Consider the following 24865-nt stretch of genomic DNA (forward strand, 5'->3'; position numbering starts at 1 on the left):
TGAGAATATTGGCCGGTTTTGCTGGCCTGCACGATTGCCTCGAGCTGGGGCTCCCCTTGGCACCGTCCTGTGACGGTGTCTTTTTTATTTTATACTGAATGGAAAGCGGTGCTGTCATCGCAGAAAGGAGACAGGTTATGACGATTCAGATAAACCTTAACCAGCCGCCGTTCAGTTTTTTGTCTGAGCAGCAACTGGAGTGGTTAACCAAGCGCCTGGATCTGGTTTTCTTTGCTGCCGGTGCGGTTATTCTGGATGAGGGAGATGTGTCTCCCGGGGTCTACATCGTCTACAAAGGTGTGGTCGAAGAAACCGATAAAAGCGGCCAGCAGGTTTTTTCCCAGTATGGCAAAGAGGATATCTTCGACGTACGTGCCGTACTGGAATCCTCCTGTAAACACCGCTACACCGCGATAGAAGAAACTCTCTGCTATTTACTGCGCGCCAAAGATTTTATTCAGCTTCTGGATGAATCCAGTGATTTTTCTATCTATTTCAAAACCGATCTCGGCACCCAGGAAGAACTGGTCGATCAACGCAGTAATGATGTCTCTGAATTTATTCTTGCCCGCATCGATGAAGACAGTGTACGCCCGCCGGTTTATGTTACCGGGCAAACCAGTCTGGCGCGGGTTGCGGCCATTATGGAAGAGCAGAAATATGACGCAGTACTGGTTCGGACCGCTCGTCAGGTCGGCATCGTAACCGGCACCGATTTACTGCGTGCCACTTTGCTCGGCGATAAAACCAAGCAAAGTAAAGTGGCTGATATTGCTCAGTTTGATCTGGTCGAAGTGAAATACGGCGATTTTCTGTTCAGTGCGCTGCTGAAGATGACCCAGCATCATATTGAGCGGGTTATTGTCACCCGTGATGGCGATATCGTCGGTATGCTCGAACTGATGGATATGCTCAGTGTGTTCTCGACACACTCTCATGTTATTGCCATGCGTATTGAGCAGGCCAAAACCATGAAGGAACTGGTGGTGGCTGCCCGGCGCCTTGAGGTTCTGATCGACAGCCTCAGTACCCAGGGGGTAAAAGTCGTGGCGATTATGGAGCTGATTACCACACTGAACCGCCGCCTGATGGAGCGGGCATTCGAGCTTATTTTCCCCAAACGGCTACAAAAGAGTGTGTGCATTCTGGTTCTGGGCAGTGAGGGCCGGGGAGAGCAGATACTGAAAACCGATCAGGACAACGCCATTATCCTGCAGAATGAGCATGACCGTGAAGCGGTGCAGCCGTTATTGCAAAACCTGCATCAGGCGTTGCTCGACTTTGGCTATCCGCCCTGTCCGGGGGGCGTCATGTTTATTAACGACAGCTGGATTAATACCGTTGACGGCTGGGTCGGCAAAGTACAGCGCTGGATGCGCTCTGGTCGTCCGGAACCCATGATGAATATGGCGATTTTTATGGACGCTGAACCGGTATGCGGAAACCGGGAATTATTTGTACCGGTAAAAGCCAGCTGGCAGACCGAGGCACTGCGCTCCAGTATGACATCGGCCTGGTTTGCCAAACCAGCCCTGCAGTTTGAAACGCCGCTGACTTTTCTGGGTAAAATCCGCGAAGACCACGGCACCATTGATATTAAAAAAGGCGGCATTTTTCCATTGGTTCACGGTGTCCGTGCACTGGCATTTGAATATGCCATCAGCGACTGCAATACCCTGCAACGACTGGATAAATTACAGGCGCTGAACGTTCTGGATGATGAAACAACCCAGGGCCTTAAAGATGCTTTACTGTTCTTTTTACGCATCCGTCTGCGCCAGCAGCTGGAAAGCGGGTCAGATAATCCGGGACTGACACAGCAACTGCAGCTTAACAGTCTGCGCAGTGTTGATCGCAGCTTGCTGCGTCATGCGCTGCACCGGGTTAAAAAATTCAAGCAATTACTGGTCAATCATTATCATCTGGAGAATTTCTGATGGCGCCGTTCTGGTTGCTGAAAAAGCTGCCGGGTTATATGCCACCGGAAGGGCGCTGGCGTCATCTGGCCGAGCCTTATGATGGCGATGAAGTGGTGGTGCTGGACTGCGAAACCAGCTGTTTCGATAAGAAAAAAGGCGAGCTGCTGAGTGTCGCCGCGGTACGGGTAAAAGGTGGGGAAATCCGCCTGTCAGAAGCTCTGGATCTGACCATTAATTCCAATGCCGTAACCGACCCCAATGCGGTGCGGGTGCATTATCTGCGGCGCGAAGACCGGCGTCAGGGCGTTGCAGTTTCGGAAGCGATTGAGAAGGTTCTGGATTTTGTCGGAAACCGCCCAATCTGTGGTTTTTATATCGAATATGACCGCGCCATCCTTAACCGCTATATCAAACAATTGCATAATTTTCAGTTGCCGAACCGCTTTATCGAGGTATCTGAACTCTATGTGCGCCAGAAGCGTAAATATATCCCCGAGCTGCAGCTGGATCTGACCTTTGAAGGGCTGGCCAAAGATCTGAAGGTTCCCATTATTGAGCGCCATACCGCCATGGGAGATGTGATCTCGACCGCACTTATGTATATCAAGCTGACGCATTTCAATCAGCGCAGCTGATATGCTGCCCGCCGGATCTCATACTTTGCGCTAAGGCCGGTTTGCAACTATTTTTAAGCGATGGTTGCAGATGACTGAGGTGGTAAGTGTGGCGATTATTCCGGCAGGGACATGGCGGCCCGTCATGGGCTGAGCAGGTTCTGACAACGTTTCTGTTGTTATCCTTTATTCAGGTTCATTCTGTCCGGGCAGAGCCTGAGTCTGGGCTGGTGCTGGAATTTCACGATCAGCAGGGCAAACCCCTGGCAGATGTTGTCGTCAGTGTTCGTGGAACGTCTGTCAGAAAGGTACCGGCAGGAAATATCCCGGTAGCGGTGATGGATCAGGTGAACAAACAGTTCCGGCCTTCGGTTCTCATTGTTCAGCAGGGGCAGCGTGTCAGCTTTCCCAACAGCGATAATATCCGCCATCATGTTTATTCCTTTTCGTCTCCGAAAATCTTTGAAATCCGTTTATATGCCAACACACCAAAAGAGCCGGTACTGTTTGATCAGCCCGGTCTGGTTGTGCTGGGCTGCAACATTCATGACCAGATGGTTGGTTATATCTATGTTAGTGACGGCGACGATACCTTCATCAGTAACGGGGATGGACGAATCCGTATACCTGATCTGCCGGCAGCATCAACGCTGAGCGTCTGGCATCCCAGATTGTCGCTGAACGAGAATGAGCGGCAGACTCTGACTCTGCAGCAACTGAACACCATGCCCCGGACTGACGGGCATATACAAATAACACTGTCACTGGCCGTTGCTGCGCCAGAGCAGCAGGAGGGGCAGGGCTTTGGTAATAAACTACGCCGCTGAGGCCACAGCATGAGGCTGAATACCTTCCGCAGCCAGATTCTGCTGCTGACCGCCGGTCTGACCGCCCTGACCTCGTTGTCGATTCTGACACTGGTACTTTACAGTGCTGGCGAAACCATCCGCAGCAAAGTAAATAATGACCTGAGCGCGGCGGTGGAGGTGTTTAAAAACACCGTTGCCATGCGTCAGCAGCAGCTGCTGACGTCGGCCGAAATACTGGTCTCTGACTTTGGTTTTAAGCAGGCGCTGGCCAGCCAGGATAAAGCCACGGTGGCGAGCATGCTGGAAAATCATGGTTCCCGTATCCGTTCTGATCTGATGTTTCTGGTGGATGTCAGCGGTCAGGTGACGGCCAGTACTGACAGCGATGTGCGTGAAGGCGAACAGTTCAGCTACGCCCCGGCACTGGCACAGTCGCTTAAAGGTGAGGTCAGTGCCGATTTTTTTGTGCTGGGTAATCATATTTATCAGTTGCTGCTGATTCCGGTGCAGGCGCCGCGGGTGATTGCTATTGCCGGGGTTGGCTTCCGTATGGACGAGCCTCTGGCGCAGCAACTGGCCCGCAGCAGCGGTATTGAGGTTACTTTTGTTGAACAGCAAAGCCTGGGCATGCGCTCTCCGCGTGGGGTCAGTAATCTGGTGTATTCATCATCGCTGTCCGGGGATGAGCAGATTTTGCAGGCGATGAGTTCCCCTGGCTATGCACAGGCTTTGGGTTACTGGGGGAATGACGCTGCACAGCGTTTTGCCAGTCAGTGGCTGACCATATCGCGCCACGATACAGTCCCGGTAAGCGTGGTGCTGTCTGCTGATCTGCGCTCCTCTTCTGAGGGGTATGTCCGTTTACGTAACCGTATTCTGCAACTGGCACTGATTATTGTTTTATTGGCGGTGGCAGGCAGTACTCTGATGGCACGCCGTTTAACCGTACCGCTGAAGCGGCTGGTACGTGATGCCCGCGCGATAGCCCGCGGGGAATATCACAGCATCGATCCGCCACGCAGAGCCAATAATGAAATTCAGACACTGGTGTCTGCTTTCCGCACCATGAACAATGACCTGGCTGGCCGTGAGCAGAAAATCCGTTACCAGGCGTTGCATGACAGCCTTACCGGTCTTCTGAATCGCGTCAGCATGCTGAGTGAACTCGAACAGCGGGTAGAGACTGGTGAGTCATTTATGCTGGCCGATGTGAATATCCGCGGATTTAAAAACATCAACGATTCGTTAGGCCCGGATGTCGGTGATGGCTGCCTGACCCGCGTCGCGCAGCGGCTGGCTGCGCTCAGCCAGCAAGGAGCGCTGGCACGGGTGGCGGGCGATGAATTTGTTCTTTTAATTCCGTGCCCCGATACGGCAACCAACCTGTGGGCTGAGGCGCACGGCTGGAAAATACTGCACAGTATGGCGACACCAGTGAATGTGAATGGCATCAGTGTGAATATTGATGTCAGGGTCGGGTTGGTGTTGTTTCCGGCACAGGCAAGCACCGCCGCGCAGTTAATCCGGCGTACAAACATTGCGCTGGAACATGCACGCAGCCATAAGCTGTCGCTGTTTTTATATGAAGACGGCATGGATCAGCAACACCTGCAGAAACTGCATATTCTGAAATCGTTAAAGCAGGCGCTGAACGACAATGATGGCCAGTTACAGATGTACTATCAGCCGCAGAAAAATCTGCTGACGGGAAACGTCGATAAAGCCGAAGCTCTGATCCGCTGGTTCCATCCACAGGATGGTTTTATTCCCCCGGATGTTTTTATCGAACTGGCCGAGCAAACCGGCCTGATCTGCCAGCTGACCGATTGGGTTATTGCGCAGGTGCTGGAGCATGTGGCTGTCTGGCGGCGCAATAATATTGATCTGCAGGTATCTATTAATATTTCTGCTCAGGATATTTGCCGGGATGGCCTGACCACCCTGATTGAACACAAACTGCAGGATCTGCAACTACGGCCGGCGGATATCTGCCTGGAAATAACCGAGCGCGACATGATGCTGGATGAAGAAAAATCACTGCAACAACTGCAGCTGCTGCGCGAGCATGGTTTCAGTATCTCGATGGATGATTATGGTATTGGTTATTCGGCGTTATCCAAGCTTGCGCGTATGCCGGTGGACGAAATTAAAATCGATAAATGTTTTATCCTGAATCTGGCAGAAACGCATGATGACCAGATCATTGTCCGTTCAACGCTGAATATGGCACGTGAATTAGGCCTGAGAGTGACTGCCGAAGGGGTGGAAAATCAGGCATCAGAAACCTGGCTTAAGGCTGCCGGTTGTAATTATATTCAGGGGTATTTTCTCTGCCGGCCGATGGCGTTCGAAAGTATTGCGGGCTGGCTGGCCGATTTCCGGCAGCATTCTGACACGGCTGACCGGCAACAGGAGATACAATCATGAAAGGTTGTTTTTCACCGCTGAAATACCTGACCTTGCTGGGGCTGGGTTCTTTTCTTAGTGTTCCGCTATTGGCGCAGGGACGTCTGCTGGCAACCTCCGGTGTTACTCAGCTGGAAGGGGCGGCCGGTGGCGGTCTTGTGCCCTGGGCGCTGATCAGTGGTTACAGTGAGCAGGGCGAACACAGTCTCAGCGCGTTTACGACCCGCACCGATGTGCAGGATTTTCGTCTGGAGGTGCTGGGTGCCAGCTGGAGTTACAACAACCGTCTGGAACTCAGCGCAGCACAGCAGAATTTCCGCTTAAAAAATACCGCAACGGATGTCCGTCAGGAAGTTTATGGTGGCAAACTCCGGCTCGCCGGTGATGCTGTGTTTACGGCAATGCCACAGCTGGCGCTGGGGTTACAGCATAAACGTCTGCTGGATGGCGATACGGCCGCCGCCGTTGGCGCGGATAACGATACCCAGGGAACGGATATTTATCTGTCGGCCAGTAAAATCCATCTGGCAGCACTGGCCGGGTACAACGTTTTATGGAACGCAACCTTGCGTGCCAGTAAAGCCAACCAGATGGGGTTGCTGGGGTTTGGCGGAGACGACAAACGCAGTTATCAGCTGCTGCCAGAGATTTCGGCATTGGTGCTGCTACGTGATGGATTGGCCGTGGGAGCGGAATACCGCACCAAGCCCGATAATTTAACTGCATTTCGCGAAGATGATTATCGTGATCTTTTTATTGCCTGGTTTCCGCATAAACAGCTGAACCTTACCCTGGCCTGGGCGCAGCTTGGCAGCATTGCCGGCAGCGATGATCAGGACGGTCTGTATGTATCGTTAACCGGGTATTTTCAATAGGAGAGCCGTGATGATCCGTTCTTTGCTTTGCAGCAGCACGCTACTGATGGCAACGTCTTTACTGAATCCTCTGATGGCAGAAGACACCCTGTACGAACGATTGGGTGGTGCTGAAGGCATTGCAGTTGTGGTCGACCACTTTATTGAAGAAATCAGTTTTGACCGGCGGATTTATCCGTTTTTTAAAGACTCAGATATTGAACGCTTCCGCAATAAATTCAGCGAACAGCTGTGCGTGGTAAGTGATGGTCCATGCCGTTACAGTGGCGATGATATGTCCAGCGTACACACCGGAATGAATATCGGTGAAGCCGATTTTAACCGGGTGGTGGAATTACTGCAGAAAGCACTGACAGATAGTGGCATTCCTTATACTGATCAGAACCGGTTATTAAAAAAACTGGCGCCTTTGCGTAACGACATGCTGCACCGCTGAGTTTATTGCCAACATTCCTGCGCTGCTATCCCGATAATTTATCACCGGCAAGCAGCATAAAAAAAACCGGCCGAAGCCGGTTTTTTTATGGTTGTATCAAACGCCTGATCTTAGTGATCCTGCGCTTCACCAGCTCCTTTAGGGAAGCGGATGTCTTCAACCATGTGACGGATATCATCCGGTACAGGTGCAGTCATGTTCGACACAATGAAGGCTGTTGCGAAGTTCAGCAGAGCACCCAGAGCACCGAAGGCTTCCGGAGAAACACCCAGGAACCAGTTGTCCGGAGTGTTCGCCAGCATTTCAGTACCGGCCACGAAGAACCAGCCTTTGTAGGTAAAGATGTATACCAGGGTAGACACCAGACCAACCAGCATACCGGCAACCGCACCACTGTTATTCACTTTACTGCTGAAGATACCCATCATCAGTACAGGGAAGATAGAGGAGGCTGCCAGACCGAAGGCCAGTGCCACCACCTGTGCGGCAAAGCCCGGTGGGTTCAGACCCAGGTAACCCGCTACCAGAATGGCACCGGCCATGGCGATACGTGCAGCCATGAGTTCCTGTTTCTCACCGATATCCGGCATAAAGGTACGCTTCAGCAGGTCGTGGGAAATGGCTGTCGACATCGCCAGCAGCAGACCTGCTGCAGTGGACAGTGCCGCCGCCAGACCACCGGCCGCTACCAGAGCGATTACCCAGTTTGGCAGGTTAGCGATTTCCGGGTTAGCCAGTACCATGATGTCACGGTCGACTTTCACCATTTCGTTACCTTTCCAGCCGAAAGATTCAGCTTTTGCGGCAAACTCAGGGTTCTTGTCGTTGTAGTACTGGATACGGCCGTCGCCATTCTTATCTTCGAATGCCAGCAGACCTGTGGTTTCCCACTTCTTGAACCAGTCCGGACGTTCAGCATAAGCCAGGTTACCTTCGGCGCTGCCAACCGGGCCAGGCTGAATGGTATTGGTCAGGTTCAGACGGGCCATAGAACCCACAGCCGGAGCAGTGGTGTACAGAATGGCGATGAACAGCAGAGCCCAGCCAGCGGATGAACGCGCATCAGACACCTTAGGTACGGTGAAGAAGCGGATGATCACGTGTGGCAGGCCGGCAGTACCCATCATCAGCGACAGGGTGTACATCAGCATGTTGAAGGTACCGCCTTTCTGCGCGGTATATTCAGCAAAACCAAGGTCGACCAGCGTCTGATCCAGTTTTACCAGCAGCGGAGTACCGTCAGCGGTGTCACTGAGGAAACCCAGTTGTGGAATCGGGTTATTGGTCAGGTTCAGAGAGATAAAGATCGCCGGTACGGTGTAAGCAAAAATCAGTACACAGTATTGCGCGATCTGGGTGTAGGTTACGCCTTTCATACCGCCCAGTACGGCGTAGAAGAATACGATACCCATACCTGCATACAGACCGGTTGCATAATCCACGTCGAGGAAACGTGAGAACGCCACACCAATCCCTTTCATCTGGCCGATTACGTAAGTCAGTGACGCTACGATCAGACAGATAACCGCCACGATACGGGCAGTACGGGAGTAGTAACGGTCGCCGATAAAGTCAGGCACAGTAAACTTGCCGAATTTACGCAGGTAAGGAGCAAGGCAGAGTGCCAGCAGAACATAACCGCCGGTCCAGCCCATCAGGAAGATAGAAGCATCATAACCCTGGAAGGCGATCAGGCCTGCCATAGAAATAAAGGAAGCGGCAGACATCCAGTCAGCTGCGGTAGCCATACCGTTGGCAACCGGGTGAACACCGCGGCCAGCCGCGTAATATTCACCGGTGGTTCCGGCACGGGCCCAGATAGCGATACCGAAATAGAGGGCGAAGCTCAGGCCCACTACGATGTAAGTTAAGGTCTGTAAATCCATGCTCAACTCCTCACTTATTCATCGTCATCAACGCCGAACTCACGATCGAGCTCGCGCATTTTTTTGGCGTAAATTGCAACAATGGCGAGGAACACATAAATGGACCCCTGCTGTGCAAACCAGAACCCCAGACCAACGCCACCTACCGGAATCATGTCGAGTACCGGACGGAACAGAATGCCGAAGCCATACGACACCACTGCCCAGATAACCAGTAAAATGAACATTAATTTCAGGTTTTTGCGCCAGTACGCGTTCTTATCGTCTTCTGACTTGAAAGCCATAACCCCTCCTAGTTTTTATTTGAATGCAGAATCAACCTAGCAGCATAGCGTCAGAACACGACAGCTAGACCTTGGTAGTACCAATTTTGAACACTCCTGTTCAATGATTACTTTTTCTATTAAAAACAAAGGGTTAACTAAGCTTTTCAGGGGCCCGGAAAGCACGGGGTGACCATGGTCGCAGGTGGCAAAAATGGCGTGCTTTGGTGCTAATACGTACGCCTTTAGTCCGGTATAAAAGCGCTCCGGCGACGGCTGATTATTAACAATTGGCCCGATTTGCCGGGTTTGACAGAGCCATAGGTACAGCCAAATGGCGGATTTTTCCCGGAAGATACCTTATGATCGGCCTACCTGGCCTAACCAATAACTGATAACGCAAGCGGCCGGGGTCCGGTTGTGTCGCGGCTCGTTGTAATACGGGCATTGCCCTCCGGCCGGAATTGCACCAGCTCTGGAGAGTTTGTCTGTGAAAAAATCCATATCCGCTCTTGCTTTTAGCCTGTTGTCATCCGTTGCCATGGCCGATCCTGCTGTGGGCCAGTGGGTAACCATCGACGACGAAGACGGCAGCCAGGCCAGCGTCGTTGACATCAACATTAACGAAGAAGGCAAGCTGCAGGGCACTATCGTAAAACTGCTGCGTGAAAAAGATCAGGGCAAATCCTGTGAAAAATGTCCGGACGATTTTAAAGATCAGCCGGTTGAAGGCCTGACCTTTATGTGGGGGCTGGAAAAAGAAGGTGAAGGCGAGTGGGAAAGCGGCCGTATCCTCGACCCTAAATCCGGCAGCATTTATAAATCCCAGCTGGAAGTTGCCGAAGATGGCCAGAGCCTGAGCGTTCGCGGTTATATCGGCGTATCCTGGATTGGCCGCAGCCAGAAATGGTTGCGCTACGAAGCCCCAATTGCAGAAACAGCTGCAGAAGCTGTAAGCGCAGACAACAGTGCAGAAACTGCAGAAGCCACACCGGCTGAAACTACAGCTGAAACCGCCGCTGCAGAATAACGATTAGTTTTTTATTCTGCTGAAGCCCGCTTAACCGCGGGCTTTTTTGTGTCTGTAATCTGCTCATATCGGCAATGTGATTTCTTCCCGTTGTTGAACGCCACAGTCATAACCCCGTCATATTTTCTTCCTAATCTGCACTGGCTAACTGGATTAGACCAGATTCGGATGCCGCCGGCACAAGGGGCGTGATTGCGGCTTACTGGAAACTATGGGGATTAGGATGAAGACGTTTAAAACTGCAAAACTGCCACTGCTGGCGACACTGTTGCTGGGCAGCCAGCTGGCACTGGCCGATGCCAGCCTGATGGGTTCGGTGATTGATCAGAGTTCGATATTACCCGGTGCAACGGTGACCGTTGTGGAAACCGGCGCCCGTGTTCAGAGTGATGAACGCGGCCAGTTTATTCTCAAAGGTCTGCAGCCCGGCACCTACAACCTGAAAATTACCTATGTAGGTTATGAGCCGCTGCAAACCACCGTGACCCTGAGCGCCGATGAGCGTAAAGATCTGGGCGCACTGAAAGTGGTATTTACCGGCGCAGGTATCGAAGAAGTGGTCGCCGTTGGTCATATTTTTCAGGGCGAAATGAAAGCGCTGAACACACAGAAAAACGCCAACCGTATTCTTAATGCCATTTCGGCTGACGGCATCGGTAAATTACCGGACCGCAACGCCGCCGAAGCGGTACAGCGTATTCCCGGCATTTCGATTGAGCGCGATCAGGGCGAAGGCCGCTTTGTTGCCGTGCGTGGTTTACCGGCGCAGTGGAGTTCCGCCTCGCTGAACGGCGACCGTATTCCGACCGCCGAAGAAGAAACCACCTCGCGTGCGACTGCGTTCGATTTTTTCCCGACTGAAATGATCGAAAGTGTGGAAGTCAGCAAAGCCGTCACGCCGGATATGGAAGGCGATGCCATTGGCGGTAATGTGAATTTTATTACCCGCCGTGCGCCACAGGAAACCACACTGGATGTCACCGTTGGCACCAACTACAACGATAAAGCGGAAGAGAGTGGTTATAACCTGAATATTCTTGCCGGTGACCGCAGTGACGATGGTAAGTGGGGTTATATCGTTAATGCCAGCCAGTATGTGCGTAACTGGGCGACCGATAACTTTGAACCACGCCGCAGTGGCGAAGGGATTAAACGCCTTGAACTGCGCGATTATACCGGTGAGCGCGATACCCGTGGTTTTAACGGTGCCGTGGAATATAAATTCGATAATGGCGATACCCTTTATGCCCGTACCCTGTACGGTACCCTGATCGACGATGAAACCCACTACAAACACCGCTACCGTTTTGATAAAGACCGGATCGAGCTGCAGCATATTCATAATATTCTGACCACCGAACTCAGCGGTCATCAGCTGGGTGGTGAACACTGGGTCGGAGAGGGCGGTCTGCTGGAATGGAAAGCCTCAACCTACGATAACCACTTCTATTACGGCGATGTGCCAAACAGCAAAGACAAGAGTTATTTTGTCGCCCGTTTTGATCAGAAAAACGTAGGCTTTGCAGGGCTGGATAACCGCAGCGGTAAAAACCTGTCGTACAACACCATCGACGGGGGTAACAGTCCATCGAATAAACCATCCACCCATTTACCGGATGGCTTCAGCATGGACCCGACACAGATGGCGTTGTCTTCCATTGAACTTTATAAGGTCGATGTGCGGGAAAAAGATAAGGTCGTGGCGCAGCTCGATTTTACTCAGGATGTGAGCCTCGATCTGCAACTGAAATTCGGTACCAAATACCGTGAAAAAGAGCGGGTTGCGCGTTTCTCCGATGAGTTTTATCAGTGGAAAGACAGTGCGACAACACCGCTTTTGAGCGACTTTGATTTAAGCGATCAGCCAGGCCGTAACGATTATCTGGAAGAAATTAACGCCGGTTACGCCGATGATTTCAGCCAGGTGGCGGATATGTCGGATCTGGAAAATTTCTGGAACAAAAACCGCGATCAGTTCGAACTGATTGATGGCGAATCCTACACCGTAGCCAACGGTGGGGCGCTGGGTCGTAACTTCGATGTGAACGAAACCCAGATGGCCGGTTACGGTATGGCGACTTATCAGCTGAACGATGATGTCAGCCTAGTGGGCGGTGTGCGCGTCGAACGTACCGAGACCGAAGTGTCCGGTTACAGCGCCGAAGACAATGCCGGCACGCTGGTGATTGTGCCGGTTAAAAAGACCAAGTCTTACACCTCGGTACTGCCGTCTGTACATATGACCTACGCCCTGACCGACGACAGCAACCTGCGTGCTGCCTTCAGCCGTACCTTTGCCCGTCCGGACTTTGGTTCGCTGGCTCCGGGCCAGGCCTATTCTGAAGCCGATGGTGAACTGGTGGTAGGCAATCCGGGACTGAACCCGACGTATTCCAATAATCTGGATGTGTTATTCGAGCGTTATTACGACAATGTCGGTGTGATTTCCGGCGGCCTGTTCTATAAGCAGATCAGCGATCCGATTTTCAGCAAGCGTTCTGAAGTGACCTTTAAAGGTGAAACCGTTGACCGTGTGGATTCGGTGAACGGTGATAATGCCTGGCTGGCCGGTGCCGAGTTTGCCTTCAGCCGTCGCCTCGATTTTATTGCCGATGCGCTGGAAAATGTCGGCGTACAGGCTAACTACACCCGTATGCGTTCGGTGATGGAATTAACCAATGGCCGCAAAGCCGATATTCCGCGTCAGGCCGACTCGCTGTATAACGCCGCGTTATTCTACGATGACAGCACCTTTGCCGTGCGCATCGCTGTTAACCATAAAGGCGCTTATATTCAGGAACACGGTGACAGCAGCGATGAAGACAGCTACTACGGTGATTACACCAGTGTTGACCTGAGCGCGTCTTATCAGGCAACCAGCGATCTGATGGTGTACGCCGATATTAATAACATCACCAACGAACCGATGAAGTATTACCTCGGCAGCGAACGCCGTCCGTTGCAGGTGGAATACTACGGTTACCGCGCCAATCTGGGGGTTAAATACAGCTTCTTCTGATTTATTGCAGTAACAAAGAACACCGGCTCTGGCCGGTGTTTTTATTTGTGTTCTGCCTTGATGCAACGTTTTCTTTCTCTGAACCTGCCTGTCATCGTTTTGTCATCCGTACTCTTTTAAATACTTTTATCTGGACTAGACCAAAAGAAGTATCAAGATGGCGGAAAAACAGCAGGTGGTTATTATTGGCGGCGGCATTTTAGGCCTCGCCATTGCCCATTATCTGCAGAACAGTGGTGAGGCACAGGTCTGGCTATTTGAACGCGGCGAATTAGGCGCAGGCACCACCAGTCAGGCGGCGGCCTTATTAACCCGCGCGCGCAGCAGCGACAGTGCCGCATTAATGGTGCACGAAACTCACAGCACCCTGCGTATGCTGGAGCAGCGTTTTAATCTGCCCTTTGCGCAACGCAGCGGTTGTTTGCACATCGCCGTTAACGATAACGAACGTCAGCAACAGCAACGGTATTTTCAGCAGGCGCAGCAGCTGGACGTTGGCACACAATGGCTGGCCAGCAGCGATATTCAGCGGCTGCTGCCCTGGCTGGCAATCACAGCAGACAGCAGTGCGCTGTATTACCCCGATGACGGTCACGCCGACCCTTATACCCTGGCACAGCTTTATGCCCGTTCTGCCCGCACCGCAGGAGCGCAGATTATTGCTCATTGTGCGGTCAGCTGGCTGGAATCACAGGGCGGTGTATTTACCGGGGTATATTTAGCCAGTGGTGAATTTATCCGTGCTGACAGTGTGGTGCTGGCGGCCGGCCCCTGGAGTGCGGCGCTGGCCTATGACTACGATATCGCACTGGCGATGGCACCGGTACGCAGCCATTACTGGATAACCAACAACCAGCCGCAGGTTGATGCCAAGCAGCCGATGGCAATTATTCCTTCGGCCAAAGCCTATTTCCGCAGCGAACAATCGGCGCTGTTATTCGGTGTGCGCGACAGCCAGTGTTGTGTCGCCGACCCGCGTGCATTACCGCACGATATTCACAGTTTTCATTTTGCCGAAGATGCCAACGGCTGGCTGGCACTGGAAGAGCACTGGCATAACCTGCTGGCGCTCTGTCCGCTGTTGGAGCAGGCGCAACTGTCGCATTACTTAAGCGGTGTGTCGTCTTACACGCCGGATGGCAAACCTTTGCTCGGACGTCTGGAGCAGTACAGCAATGCCTTTGTCGCCACCGGCTGCTCCGGTGCCGGTATTGCGTTCAGTGGCGGTATTGGCCGTTTGCTGAGCGAGCAGATTCTCGGCAAACCCACCTTTGTTGCCGCCGAAGAATTCTCACCGGCCCGTTTTGCCACCCTGCAGCCGCCAGCCGATCCGATGAGTGCGGAATTCCGTCTGCACTGTGCCCGTGCGCGCAGCGGCAAGAGTACCGGCTGAATGCAGCATTTTCATACAGCCGACATATCCCTCGGGTATTTCCTGTTTATAAGAACTGATTGCGCTGCAGGCACAGGTGCCGCAGCGGGAGTATTACTATGTTAATTATGCCGTTTCAGCGTTTTCACCAGCGGGTTCAGCAGCGTCTGCAGCAGGCGTCTGCACTCTGGTTTGTGATGTTTGCCATCAGCGCCGCCTTTATGACGTACTTTTCTATGTACGCCTTCCGCAAGCCTTTCTCGGTGGCGATGTACGATGGCCAGACCCTGTTTGGCATGGATTACAAAGTGATTCTGATTTTTGCTCAGGTGCTGGGTTATCTGTTGTCGAAGTTTATCGGTATCCGTGTGGTGTCGGGCATGATGCACGACCGCCGCGCGTTGGCCATTGTGTTATTGGTCGCCAGTGCACAACTGGCATTGTTTTTATTTGCGGTATTACCGGCGCCATTAAAACCTCTGGCGATGTTTTTTAATGGCCTGCCGCTGGGCATGATCTGGGGGCTGGTATTCAGTTATCTGGAAGGGCGTAAAACCTCGGAATTACTCGGGGCCGGGTTAAGCGCCACCTTTATTGTTGCCTCAGGCATGGTGCGCAGTGTGGGCAAGGCGTTAATTGTTTATGCCGATGTGCCGGAATTCTGGATGCCGTTTTTAACCGGCCTGATTTTTATGCCGCTGTTGCTGATTTCGGTCTATGCACTGTCGATGATTCCGGAACCGGATGCGACAGACGAGGCCGAACGCATGAAACGCCAGCCGATGACCGCCGCCGACCGCTGGCAATTATTTGGCCAGTACTGGTTTGGTCTGAGTCTTCTGATTCTGGCATTTTTACTGTTCACCGGCTTACGCGATTTCCGCGATAACTTTTCTGCCGAAATCTGGCAGGCGCTGGGGTATGGCAATGAACCCGCGATTTTTACCTACGCCGGGGTGCGCATCGCCGGTATGGTACTGGTAGCGCTGGCATTATTAATGTTTATCCGCGATAACTTCCGTGCCTTTACCGCCAACCATCTCGCCATTGTGCTGGGCTGCTTTATTCTGGGTTACAGCACTTGGCTGCATCAGCAACACTGGCTCGACAGTAAAATCTGGATGGTCGCCTTAGGTACGGGTTTGTATCTGGCCTATATTCCGTTTAACTGCTTTTTGTTTGACCGTTTTGTCGCGCTGGCCGGTGGCGTGGCCAATGCCGGTTTTCTGATTTATCTGGCCGACAGCGCTGGTTATACCGGCAGTGTAGGGTTGCTGTTGGTTAAGCATTTTTATGCGGCCGACATCAGCTGGCTGAATTTCTTTGTCAGTGCTGTTTACAGTACCGCTATTATTGGTGGGGCGCTGGTCACGCTGTCGTGGCTGTATTTCCGCTGGCGTTTTATCCGCAATGGGCAGCAGTTTCAGGAAGAGACTCAGCTCCAGAAACAGCCGCTGGCTTCTGTTGCTGCGGCGAGGCTAAAATAGCCATGCATACCGATGCCGGATTGAAAAAAATGCTGCCAGCCAATATCGAAATACGCGACTACCTGGCCGGACTGATCAAACAGTCACGCCTGAAACAGAACGAACGCCTGCCATCCGAACGCGAACTGGTGGAGCAGTTTAAAAGCACACGTATTACTGTGCGCGATGCGTTGTCAAAGCTGGAATCGGAAGGGCTGATTTACCGCTCCAACCGCCGCGGCTGGTTTGTTTCACCGCCACGGCTGGAATATGACCCGTCTTCACGGGTGAATTTCTACCTGCTGGCGGAGCAACAGCAACGCACTCCGGCCACCGAATTAATTTCACAAAAGCGTATTAAAGGCCCACAGGCGGCACGCACCGCTCTGGCTGTTGCCGCTGACGAAAAACTGATTGAGCTGGTACGTTTGCGTTCCCTCGATGGTCGTCCGGTGTTGTACGAATTTATCTACCTGCCGGAAAGCCGCTTTCCGGAACTGATGAAAAAAGATCTGGAAGGCTCGCTTACTACCCTGATGCAGCGTGATTACAACGTTGAGATTACGCACGAAGATAACCGCATCTGCGTGTCGGCGGTGTACGATCAGGTGGCCGACGCGCTGTCGCATATTAACGGCGCGCCCTGTCTGGAGATTCGCCGTATCCGTTATGAAGGGGAGCGCAAAGCGGTGGAGTTTGATATTGAGCACTGGGTTCACAGTGCGATAGAGCTGCGGATTCCCAGTCACTGATTTTCTTTTTCAGCTGTTTTGTGGGAGGGGCTTGGTAGGAGCGGCTTGGTGGGAGCGGCTTTTAGCCGCGATACTGTCTCTGTGGCCGCTGCGCGGGTTGGCTTTTGTAATCATATCGAAGCCTTTGCGGAACGGCTAAGCAATCTCTGCGAATACTGACTGCCGCTGCGCGGGCTGGCTTTTTGGGCTGCCGCCCGGCCCTATGACCTCTTTGAGGGGTCTTACCCCTCACGCCGGTCGGGCAAACTCCCCGCTTCGCGCTTTGTGGCCCGTAAATCCTTACTCACTCGGTTTTTCTGACCACGCGCCCATGCGACATCCCTGTCGCTGCGCGCTCGCCGGGCATCCATGCCCGGCGGATCAAAAAAACCATCATTCGCTGCGGCGGGCCACGTGCGCATTAATCATTACGCGAAGCTTGTTTTCATTTCATGTTTTTATGTGGCATGGAAAGCTGAGTGTTATTCATTTTGAAGCGCGGTTTCGCGTTACGGTTTTATGCGCCTGCAGGACGCCGGTTTGAATCATTCTGCGCCGGTACGTCCCGGCATGGATGCCGGGCGAGCGAATAGGGCCATGGATGGCCCATTATTCGCGTTACCGCGACCGCGGGATTATTCAGAACGGATTAAGTCCTGCACAGCGCGAAGCGGGCCGATTGTGTGCTCCTGCACAATCTGCATTTCCGCCATCCATGGCGGTCAGAAGTAAGCGCCCGACCGGCGTGAGGGGTAAGACCCCTCAAAGAGGTCATAGGGCCGGGCGGCAGCCCAAAAAGCCATCCCGCGCAGCGGCCACAGAACTCAATAATCCTCCAGCCCAACACTCTGCATTACTGTCACAAAAACTTCATTAAACTGCCGTTGCCGCTCACTCCGTTAACTTTTATAGTTTGCGAATTCTGGTCTAGACCAGAATAAAGAGAATACAAAAACCAACTCGGCGCAAACGTGACGGACTTATGAATAACCCTTATTTATTACTCACTCCCGGCCCCCTGAGCACCACGGCCAGTGTAAAGCAGACCATGCTGCGTGACTGGTGTACCTGGGATGACGATTACAACCTGGGGGTGGTGCAGCCTATCCGTGAACAGTTGGTAGAGCTGGCGCTCTGTGGTGAAAAAGAGTGCGCTGCAGAGGAATACAGCGCGGTGCTGCTGCAGGGCAGTGGCAGTTTTGCGGTAGAGAGTGTCATCAGCAGTGCCTTTTCGGCCGACGATAAATTACTGATTTTAGCCAATGGCGCTTACGGTCAGCGCATTGCCGATATGGCGCGGGTACACCGTATTAATTATGTGCTGTTAACCGCTGCCGAACATGAGTGGGTGAGTCTGGAAGAACTGAATCAGGCTTTGCATGATGACCCGGCCATTACCCATGTGGCGCTGGTTCATTGTGAAACCACCTCCGGCATTCTGAATCCGCTGGCGGCTTATGCTGAAGTGATTAAAGCCGCCGGCAAAACCCTGATTGTCGATGCCATGAGCTCGTTTGGTGGTATCGAAATTCCGCTGGCAGCACTGGGTATCGATTTTCTGATCAGCTCGGCCAATAAATGCATTCAGGGCGTGCCCGGTATGGGCTTTGTGATAGCAAAACGCGATGCGCTGGCCAAATGTGCCGGTCGTGCGCGCACGTTAAGTCTGGATTTATTTGACCAGTGGCAGTGCATGGAGCAGGGCCATGGCAAATGGCGTTTTACCTCGCCAACCCATGTGGTGCGCGCTTTTCAGCAGGCGCTGGCGGAACTGGCGGAAGAGGGTGGCATCAGCGCCCGGACACAGCGTTATGCCGAAAACCACCGCACCCTGGTCGATGGTATGCAGGCACTGGGGTTCGAGTGTGTGGTCAGCCGCGATAAACAATCGCCGTTTATTTCGACTTTTAAATATCCTGATAATCCGGCGTTCGATTTTAACCAGCTGTATCAGCGCTTAAAGCAGGAAGGCTTTGTGATTTATCCGGGCAAGGTAACGGCAACGCCGTGTTTCCGCATTGGCCATATCGGTGATGTTTTTCCGCAGGATATGCAGCGTTTGCTGCAGGCGCTGGAAAAGCACCGCTTCTGACTCTGACAGCCGACAACGGAGGAATCATCATGCGCTTACGCACGCTGGCGCGCAAAGCCGTGGATCAGGTCTGGCAACCCTTTGCCGATTACGGCCATATGCCACTGGGGGAAGATATTTCCCAGACCCGGCATGCTCTGCAATGTGCCTGGTTTGCCGAACAGGATAATGCGCCAGCGCATCTGGTTATTGCCGCGCTGCTGCATGATGTTGGCCATTTAATTACCTGGCAGGAACAGGGGCTGCATCCGGAAGCCGGTGGCGATAACGGCTACCACGAAAAAGTCGGTGCGGCTTTTTTAAGTGAATATTTTGCTGATGACGTGACCAAACCCATTCGTCTGCATGTCGCGGCCAAGCGCTATTTATATTCCACCGATGCCGTTTACCGCGAGTCGCTGTCGGCGGCATCGCAGCAGAGCCTGGAACTGCAGGGCGGCTGGATGGATGAAAGCACCTGCCGCGCCTTTGAATCCTCGCCCTGGTTTGTTGACGCTTTACGGCTGCGCAAATACGACGAACAGGGAAAACAGCCGGCCTTAAAAGTACCGGGCATTGATCATTATTACGAACTATTAATTCAGCACACCCGTGTGGTGCAGGAGCGCAATACCCATGTTTAAATCGCAACGTTTTTTTGCCGGGCCAACAGAAGCCGTTATTCTCGACTGGGCGGGCACCACCATTGATTTTGGCTCGCTGGCACCGGTTTACGCCTTTATGGAATTATTCGCCGCCGAAGGCATTGAGGTCACCCAGGCCGAAGCGCGTGAACCCATGGGTACCGAAAAACGCGAACACATTACCCGTATGCTGGCCAATCCGCGTATTCATGCTCGCTGGCTGGAAGTGAAAGGACAGGAAGCCGACAGCGCCGAAATTGACCGCCTGTACCATGCCTTTGCGCCGATTCAGACGCGCATCGTTGGCGAACGTGCGCAATTAATACCGGGCTGGAAAGCCGCTTACGACCAACTGCGTGCGCAGGGGTTAAAAATCGGCGGTAATACCGGCTACGGCCCCGGCATGATGGAGCCTGCGCTGGCCGCCGCCAAAGATCAGGGTTACGAACCGGATGCCTGTGTATTCGCCACCGATGTATTGCGTGGCCGCCCATACGCCGATATGGCGCTGGCGTTAGCGCTGCAACTGAGCGTTAACCACGTACATGCCTGCATTAAAGTAGACGATACCTTACCGGGTATTGAAGAAGGCCTGCGTGCCGGTATGTGGACCGTCGGTGTCAGCATCAGCGGCAACGAAGTCGGCCTGGATCTGGCTGAATGGCAAGCGCTTTCCGCCAGCGAACAGGCACAGCGCCGCAGCAAAGCAACCCAGCGCTTTAACGATGCCGGAGCACATTACGTGATTGATTCGGTCGCGGATTTGCCGGGTGTTATTGTGGATATTAATGCGCGTCTGGCGCGGGGAGAGAAGCCCTGATCTGGGTTCAGATCAGGGTTTTTAGAGTGCAGAAAGAGTGGGACTGCTTTAACGGATGCTTTTAGTGGTGTTCGTTAAGGCGGGGGAGGATCAGCGACCGTTGCTGCAGCTTGTTAGGCTTACGGCACATACACCATTTGGATACTGAATTTAAAGCCTGAGTCAGACTCGAAAACTTTTGCACTTAGAACCATATCACTTCTTCCTTCTGTCTCAGTCCATAAGTCGATTAGTACGTCCCACCAACTTCCCATCCAGATGCATATTGATGAATTCCATGTTTCATCAGATAAGCTGACTAATTTTTCGCCGTAGTCTTGAACATACTCTTTGATTTGATCGGCTGTTTCATTAGATACGGGATCTACCTCTGGTATGCCTGGGCCCAGTAAGTAATCTTTTTTTACAAGGGATTCAACAATCTCAGAGAATACTGGACGCCAAACTGTCGGAATCGGAAGCTCATTTTCCTCATCTTTTACTACATACACTTCGTTTTCTATCATGAACTTCTCGATCTCGAATTTCTTCCCTGCCGCTTAACGTTTGGTTAAGGGGGGGGCTTTAGCCCGTCCCAGTGAGCGAAACGGTTTGAACTACTAGTTAGGGTTGCTCTCTAAATGTAAATTCATAAAGCTCTTGATCCCAAGCGTTTGCTAGTGGGTTTGGCTTTGATATAGCTTTGGAAAAGCCATATTCTTCTGAGGCTGAAGCAAACGCAATTGGCTCTCCGTTTCTGAGTAATGCTACGGCGTTACCATCAAATGACCATTTAAACGAAAACTCACCCTCTGAAGGCGTTGTAATAATTGCCTCTGAGCTTGCGACATCTTGCGATAGTGGCGGCGCGTCGGCTGTTTCTTTTACTTTTTCCCAATCGAATTTCGGAATGAGCGGCTTGCGAGAGTATACGACAGCATCTTTGACTGGGCGTTGAGTGCCGACTTCCGTTAAATATAGAAAAGCAATACTCTCGTTGTCTTCTAGTATGGCGAATCGATTAGATGTTGGATTGTGAGAGTGGATAAATATTTCATTTGCATTTGAGGTCATAGAAAATCCAATACGTATCGCAAATGTGATGGCTTTGATCATGTTTGGCCCTAATGCCGCGTTCACCGGCTTGTCCGGTGCAACACTTTGTTAGCCTTAGATTAGTTTGTTCATGTCTATTTGGTAGCCGGACTGCTTCATCTCTTTTGCTAGTTGTAGCTGCCAAGCCGAGCCTTCATCAAGACTAATGTATACAACGCCACTAATATCGTTTGGAAGCTCTAACTTTCCATCTACTAACGCGGAGACATTTTGGCGACCAAGTTTACCTATGAGATAGCCATGTTCAAAAACCACATTCTGCCTAGCGCGAACATTCAAATTATCGGGTTCTGATTTAACGTTACCTACATCATCTGGGGTGTATAGGACAATCGCGAATCCAACATCTGAATAATGCTCGATTTTTTCAATGATCGTTCTTCCAGAGCTAGCTTTCTCATGGAGGATGATTGCTTCAAAGCCTAACTTCTCCACAAACCTAGCAGCTTTATTTTGAGCGCTTTCATCATGCCCATGCACAATAAATACTCTATTGGGTTCGCCTTCTTCACTTTTATGAGTATGGCTTTTGGTTTCTGAAAGAACTTTCTTATATCCGACAGCGCCCTCAATAAAGTCATCTGTCACATCTGTAGCTCTTCCAATTGCTTGGTACGTGTAAGAAGGCCCGCCAATAAAAGCAACTGATGATGTCCTATCCTCAGCCTTAATCTGAGGAATAAAAGACTCAATTGTTCTTTCGCTCTTCGAGATTTTGATTCGTTCAAGATCATTTGGTTGAACAGTTTTCCCATTGATAACAATTGGCATTCCTTGCTCGTAGGGCTCAACAAATCTTGAAATCAGTTGTTCTTTGGTGAGATCTGTTTTGTATTCACCGTAGTACTTATCTGATTTTGGTTTAATTATTACGTGATAGAACACGGTGACTCCTTAATGAGGCTAACGCACCGCTAAACGGCGAGCGTCAGCGAGTCCGGTGGAGGCCACGCTTTTGGTGGCCGGAACGAATTTGAGCGGCTTGTTATGTGTTTTGCGTGGCATAGTTTTTTAAATACTCTTTTGCCGACTCTAAAGTTGGCATCATGGCCTTTTCATTCTCTTTTGACCACAAGGGTAGCCGCCACTGAGGGTCACTTTTGGGCACGAATGAATATGGCAAAAACGTGCCATTAGCCTGCTCAAAAATTACATGTAGTTTTTGAAGGCTAGGAAGGTAATGCTCGAAGACGACTTGAGCAGCTCCATCGACTTCGACCTCTATCCAAATTGCCCCGTGTTTCTCTTCCATACTCATTTACACATAACGCCCGCAGCAACGGCAGGCAAAATTAGCGCGGCTTTTGGAACAAAAGGCGTGACAGTTTTGACTGTTCGATTGCCTGCGTTTGTTAGGCGAGTACAACACTATGAACCTCGAAAATGCGATAAGGCCCTGGTTCACAGTCTTTCAACTCACCTGAATTAATTAAATTAATAGCCTCTTCGTATGTGTCGAAGAGACAATGTTCATTGGTTTTGATGGTCTCAGACAAATGATTGCAAGACAAAGGTGAGCATTCACAAGATGTTTTTGAAAAAAATGAAACGACATCAAAACCTTCTAGCTTTGTTTCTTTTGGTAATTTGACTTCAGTTTTGAATGACTTTTCTGGCTGGTAGTCTTCCCATGCCTTTTCATCTTCATCCCATTGTTGCTCTGAGGCTTTGTAAAAGAAAAGTTTCATCTTTGAAAAATCGATATTCTTTTCTTTTGCTATAGCTTCCATTATTTCAGGTGAATCGAACAACCAATATCCATTGTGTTTCCACTCATTGATCCAATCGTCAAAGTCTTTAGATACACATCCACTAACCGAATATATATCTTTAATATTCTCGGTTTTTAGCCAGTCCGGTTTTTCACAGACTTCTTTGTACATGTATCCTGCCGGAATCATTTTATTCGCCTAACGCCACGCACAACGGACAAGGTAATTGGCGCTGCTTTTGCGCAAGCAAAAGCGGTGACAGTTGCCGCGGGTCCGTTGCTGCGACTTGTTATGTGATTGCCCAAAAATAATTTGAATGCTAACACCTGAGTCGAGCACAGAAAACAATAAATTTCCGGCTGGCTTGATGGTGGAAATGGCTAAGCGCTGGAAGAATGAGAAAAGGCGCACACTTGATGCTGAAGCGCCAGAAAGCGGAAAAATGCGCGGTTTGAAAATGTGCAGATTAGATATGAATTCCATTTCTGATTACAACGCTGAATTTAAGATGAACCCAACTTTCGAATTGGCGCGGCCAAAACCAAGGCTAGACCGCACATAACAGTTTCTTAGTAGGCATGCTCATTAACACACCTAACCCTTATTCAGATTCCCAGCCTAACCCATTGTCCAGGCTGTAAAAATCATCGTTATTTTCTTTCTTGTCAGGATATAAACGCGCATGCGCACTTTTATCCTGAACCGATCTTTAAGTTTTGCGCGTTATCACTTTTCGAAGAATTCTAACTGATTGATTTTATTGAATTTTATCTGGACTGAAGGTGTCAATCCGCGCATGCGCGTTTTGCTACCGGAACGTAAACGCGCATCAGATTTCGGAAACAGTAAAATATACTGGTTGTTTGTACATTATTTTTCTCTGGTAATTTTCAGTGCTTTTCCGGCAGTGAAAATCGTTCAGATGATGCTTGTATTCCAGACACGCTACCGCCCATCCTTATAAGCGCAGGGCAGGAGTGGCGCATGTTTAGTATTAGGATTTCAGGCGGGGAGGGGAATCGGATTGGGTATCTGTCCGTTGTTTGTATAGCTGCCTCCCTGCTGTGGTTCGAGAGTACTGAAGTTTGGGAGGAGGTTCAATCTGTTGATAGATTTGGTTACAAGTGGCAAATGACGACAATAGCTTTGGTGGGCAGTGCCCACCCTACATTTCGGCGTGAACGTATGGCTAGCCTGTCGCGGATAAGATCCGCTTCTTGTATCCGATTGACCGCTAGTAGGCTTCTCGGCGGCATCGCGGGCATGGCCCGTTCCTACAATGCTGTGCCTGAACTAATATGCGGCATTGCGTCTGAGTTTATGGAAACCCCTTTTCAAAAAGTACTCTGTTTGCTCTGAAAAGCCGCGTTGAGTCTGAATAAGCGCGGCATTTGTGCGGTGCCAGTCAACCAGGCAGACAATCCGGTGGAAAGCACAGTACGGCCCGGAGCCCATTCATTTCAATTATCAAAGGGTAAAAGGCTCCGGGCGAATTGCTGTGCGGGCCGGATTGGCCACGCAGTTGGCTGAACAGCACCGGACAGCCGCAAGAGAGGATCGGAAGGAGATACTTCTCCTTGCATGGGGGCGCAGGGGGCGGAGCACCCGCAAAGGCATTGCAAAGACTACAAAAGCCAGCCCGCGCAGCGGCCACTGAAACAGTATCGCGGCTAAAAGCCACTCCTACAAAGCCCTCC

At 51.4% G+C, this 24865-nt stretch carries 22 protein-coding genes; 15 read left to right on the forward strand and 7 right to left on the reverse strand.

The window, feature by feature from the left end; all coding sequences use genetic code 11:
- The first annotated feature begins 137 nt into the window (after window positions 1-137).
- The 6 genes from HUF18_RS07415 to HUF18_RS07440 all read left to right on the forward strand — a co-directional run bounded on the left by HUF18_RS07415 (window position 138) and on the right by HUF18_RS07440 (window position 7059).
- Window positions 138-1937, forward strand: a complete 1800-nt coding sequence (locus tag HUF18_RS07415; RefSeq protein ID WP_186435940.1) for a DUF294 nucleotidyltransferase-like domain-containing protein — start codon at window positions 138-140, stop codon at window positions 1935-1937.
- On the forward strand, window positions 1937-2554 hold the full coding sequence (locus HUF18_RS07420) for a 3'-5' exonuclease (protein WP_145469402.1): 618 nt from the start codon (window positions 1937-1939) through the stop codon (window positions 2552-2554). The genes HUF18_RS07415 and HUF18_RS07420 overlap by 1 nt, the downstream gene beginning before the upstream one ends.
- Before the next feature lie 86 nt (window positions 2555-2640).
- Entirely contained in the window at window positions 2641-3360 is a 720-nt protein-coding gene (locus HUF18_RS07425) for a methylamine utilization protein (RefSeq protein ID WP_225691699.1), read from the forward strand.
- Window positions 3361-3369: 9 nt separating this feature from the next.
- Entirely contained in the window at window positions 3370-5769 is a 2400-nt protein-coding gene (locus HUF18_RS07430) for a bifunctional diguanylate cyclase/phosphodiesterase (RefSeq protein ID WP_225691700.1), read from the forward strand.
- Window positions 5766-6623: a DUF3034 family protein gene (locus HUF18_RS07435; RefSeq protein ID WP_225691701.1), complete on the forward strand. Its 858-nt coding sequence runs from the start codon at window positions 5766-5768 to the stop codon at window positions 6621-6623. The genes HUF18_RS07430 and HUF18_RS07435 overlap by 4 nt, the downstream gene beginning before the upstream one ends.
- A 10-nt stretch (window positions 6624-6633) precedes the next feature.
- Window positions 6634-7059 carry a group I truncated hemoglobin gene (locus HUF18_RS07440; protein WP_225691702.1) on the forward strand — a complete coding sequence of 142 codons (426 nt, stop codon included), beginning with the start codon at window positions 6634-6636 and terminating at the stop codon, window positions 7057-7059.
- Between the two features lie 110 nt (window positions 7060-7169).
- Here HUF18_RS07440 and HUF18_RS07445 read toward each other — a convergent pair whose 3' ends face one another.
- Both HUF18_RS07445 and HUF18_RS07450 read right to left on the reverse strand, forming a co-directional pair.
- Complete coding sequence (locus tag HUF18_RS07445) at window positions 7170-8945, reverse strand: sodium:solute symporter family protein (protein WP_145469406.1); 1776 nt, start codon at window positions 8943-8945, stop codon at window positions 7170-7172.
- A gap of 14 nt (window positions 8946-8959) precedes the next feature.
- The gene (locus HUF18_RS07450; protein ID WP_145469407.1) at window positions 8960-9229 is read right to left on the reverse strand and encodes a DUF4212 domain-containing protein; all 270 of its coding nucleotides are present in this window, start codon (window positions 9227-9229) and stop codon (window positions 8960-8962) included.
- A 469-nt stretch (window positions 9230-9698) separates the two neighbouring features.
- Here HUF18_RS07450 and HUF18_RS07455 point away from each other — a divergent pair, with 469 nt between their 5' ends.
- From HUF18_RS07455 to phnX, 8 genes are all read left to right on the forward strand, one after another.
- Complete coding sequence (locus tag HUF18_RS07455; RefSeq protein ID WP_225691703.1) at window positions 9699-10238, forward strand: DUF2147 domain-containing protein; 540 nt, start codon at window positions 9699-9701, stop codon at window positions 10236-10238.
- Window positions 10239-10461: 223 nt separating this feature from the next.
- Window positions 10462-13257 carry a TonB-dependent receptor gene (locus HUF18_RS07460; RefSeq protein WP_225691704.1) on the forward strand — a complete coding sequence of 932 codons (2796 nt, stop codon included), beginning with the start codon at window positions 10462-10464 and terminating at the stop codon, window positions 13255-13257.
- A 157-nt stretch (window positions 13258-13414) separates the two neighbouring features.
- Window positions 13415-14650, forward strand: a complete 1236-nt coding sequence (locus tag HUF18_RS07465; RefSeq protein ID WP_225691705.1) for an NAD(P)/FAD-dependent oxidoreductase — start codon at window positions 13415-13417, stop codon at window positions 14648-14650.
- 98 nt (window positions 14651-14748) lie between these two features.
- Window positions 14749-16116 (forward strand): DUF5690 family protein, encoded by a 1368-nt coding sequence (locus tag HUF18_RS07470; protein ID WP_225691706.1) that lies wholly within the window; start codon window positions 14749-14751, stop codon window positions 16114-16116.
- 2 nt (window positions 16117-16118) lie between these two features.
- Complete coding sequence (locus tag HUF18_RS07475; RefSeq protein WP_145469411.1) at window positions 16119-16847, forward strand: UTRA domain-containing protein; 729 nt, start codon at window positions 16119-16121, stop codon at window positions 16845-16847.
- A 961-nt stretch (window positions 16848-17808) separates the two neighbouring features.
- Window positions 17809-18918 (forward strand): 2-aminoethylphosphonate--pyruvate transaminase, encoded by a 1110-nt coding sequence (gene phnW, locus HUF18_RS07480; protein ID WP_225691707.1) that lies wholly within the window; start codon window positions 17809-17811, stop codon window positions 18916-18918.
- A 29-nt stretch (window positions 18919-18947) separates the two neighbouring features.
- Window positions 18948-19541, forward strand: coding sequence for an HD domain-containing protein (locus tag HUF18_RS07485; RefSeq protein ID WP_225691708.1), 594 nt, complete (start codon window positions 18948-18950; stop codon window positions 19539-19541).
- Entirely contained in the window at window positions 19534-20361 is an 828-nt protein-coding gene (phnX, locus tag HUF18_RS07490) for a phosphonoacetaldehyde hydrolase (protein ID WP_225691709.1), read from the forward strand. The genes HUF18_RS07485 and phnX overlap by 8 nt, the downstream gene beginning before the upstream one ends.
- A 119-nt stretch (window positions 20362-20480) precedes the next feature.
- Here phnX and HUF18_RS07495 read toward each other — a convergent pair whose 3' ends face one another.
- From HUF18_RS07495 to HUF18_RS07515, 5 genes are all read right to left on the reverse strand, one after another.
- On the reverse strand, window positions 20481-20867 hold the full coding sequence (locus HUF18_RS07495) for a DUF7668 domain-containing protein (protein WP_225691710.1): 387 nt from the start codon (window positions 20865-20867) through the stop codon (window positions 20481-20483).
- 97 nt (window positions 20868-20964) lie between these two features.
- Window positions 20965-21456: a hypothetical protein gene (locus HUF18_RS07500; protein WP_225691711.1), complete on the reverse strand. Its 492-nt coding sequence runs from the start codon at window positions 21454-21456 to the stop codon at window positions 20965-20967.
- A gap of 54 nt (window positions 21457-21510) precedes the next feature.
- Window positions 21511-22341, reverse strand: coding sequence for a TIR domain-containing protein (locus HUF18_RS07505; protein ID WP_225691712.1), 831 nt, complete (start codon window positions 22339-22341; stop codon window positions 21511-21513).
- A gap of 100 nt (window positions 22342-22441) precedes the next feature.
- Entirely contained in the window at window positions 22442-22708 is a 267-nt protein-coding gene (locus tag HUF18_RS07510; RefSeq protein ID WP_225691713.1) for a hypothetical protein, read from the reverse strand.
- 100 nt (window positions 22709-22808) lie between these two features.
- Window positions 22809-23339, reverse strand: a complete 531-nt coding sequence (locus HUF18_RS07515) for a hypothetical protein (protein WP_225691714.1) — start codon at window positions 23337-23339, stop codon at window positions 22809-22811.
- Between the two features lie 145 nt (window positions 23340-23484).
- Between HUF18_RS07515 and HUF18_RS07520 the strand changes: the two genes are divergently transcribed.
- Window positions 23485-23730 (forward strand): hypothetical protein, encoded by a 246-nt coding sequence (locus HUF18_RS07520; protein WP_225691715.1) that lies wholly within the window; start codon window positions 23485-23487, stop codon window positions 23728-23730.
- The last annotated feature ends 1135 nt before the right edge of the window (window positions 23731-24865 follow it).

The sequence above is a fragment of the Thalassolituus sp. ST750PaO-4 genome, assembly GCF_020320405.1.
Classification (GTDB): Bacteria; Pseudomonadota; Gammaproteobacteria; order Pseudomonadales; family Oceanobacteraceae; genus Venatoribacter; species Venatoribacter alkanivorans.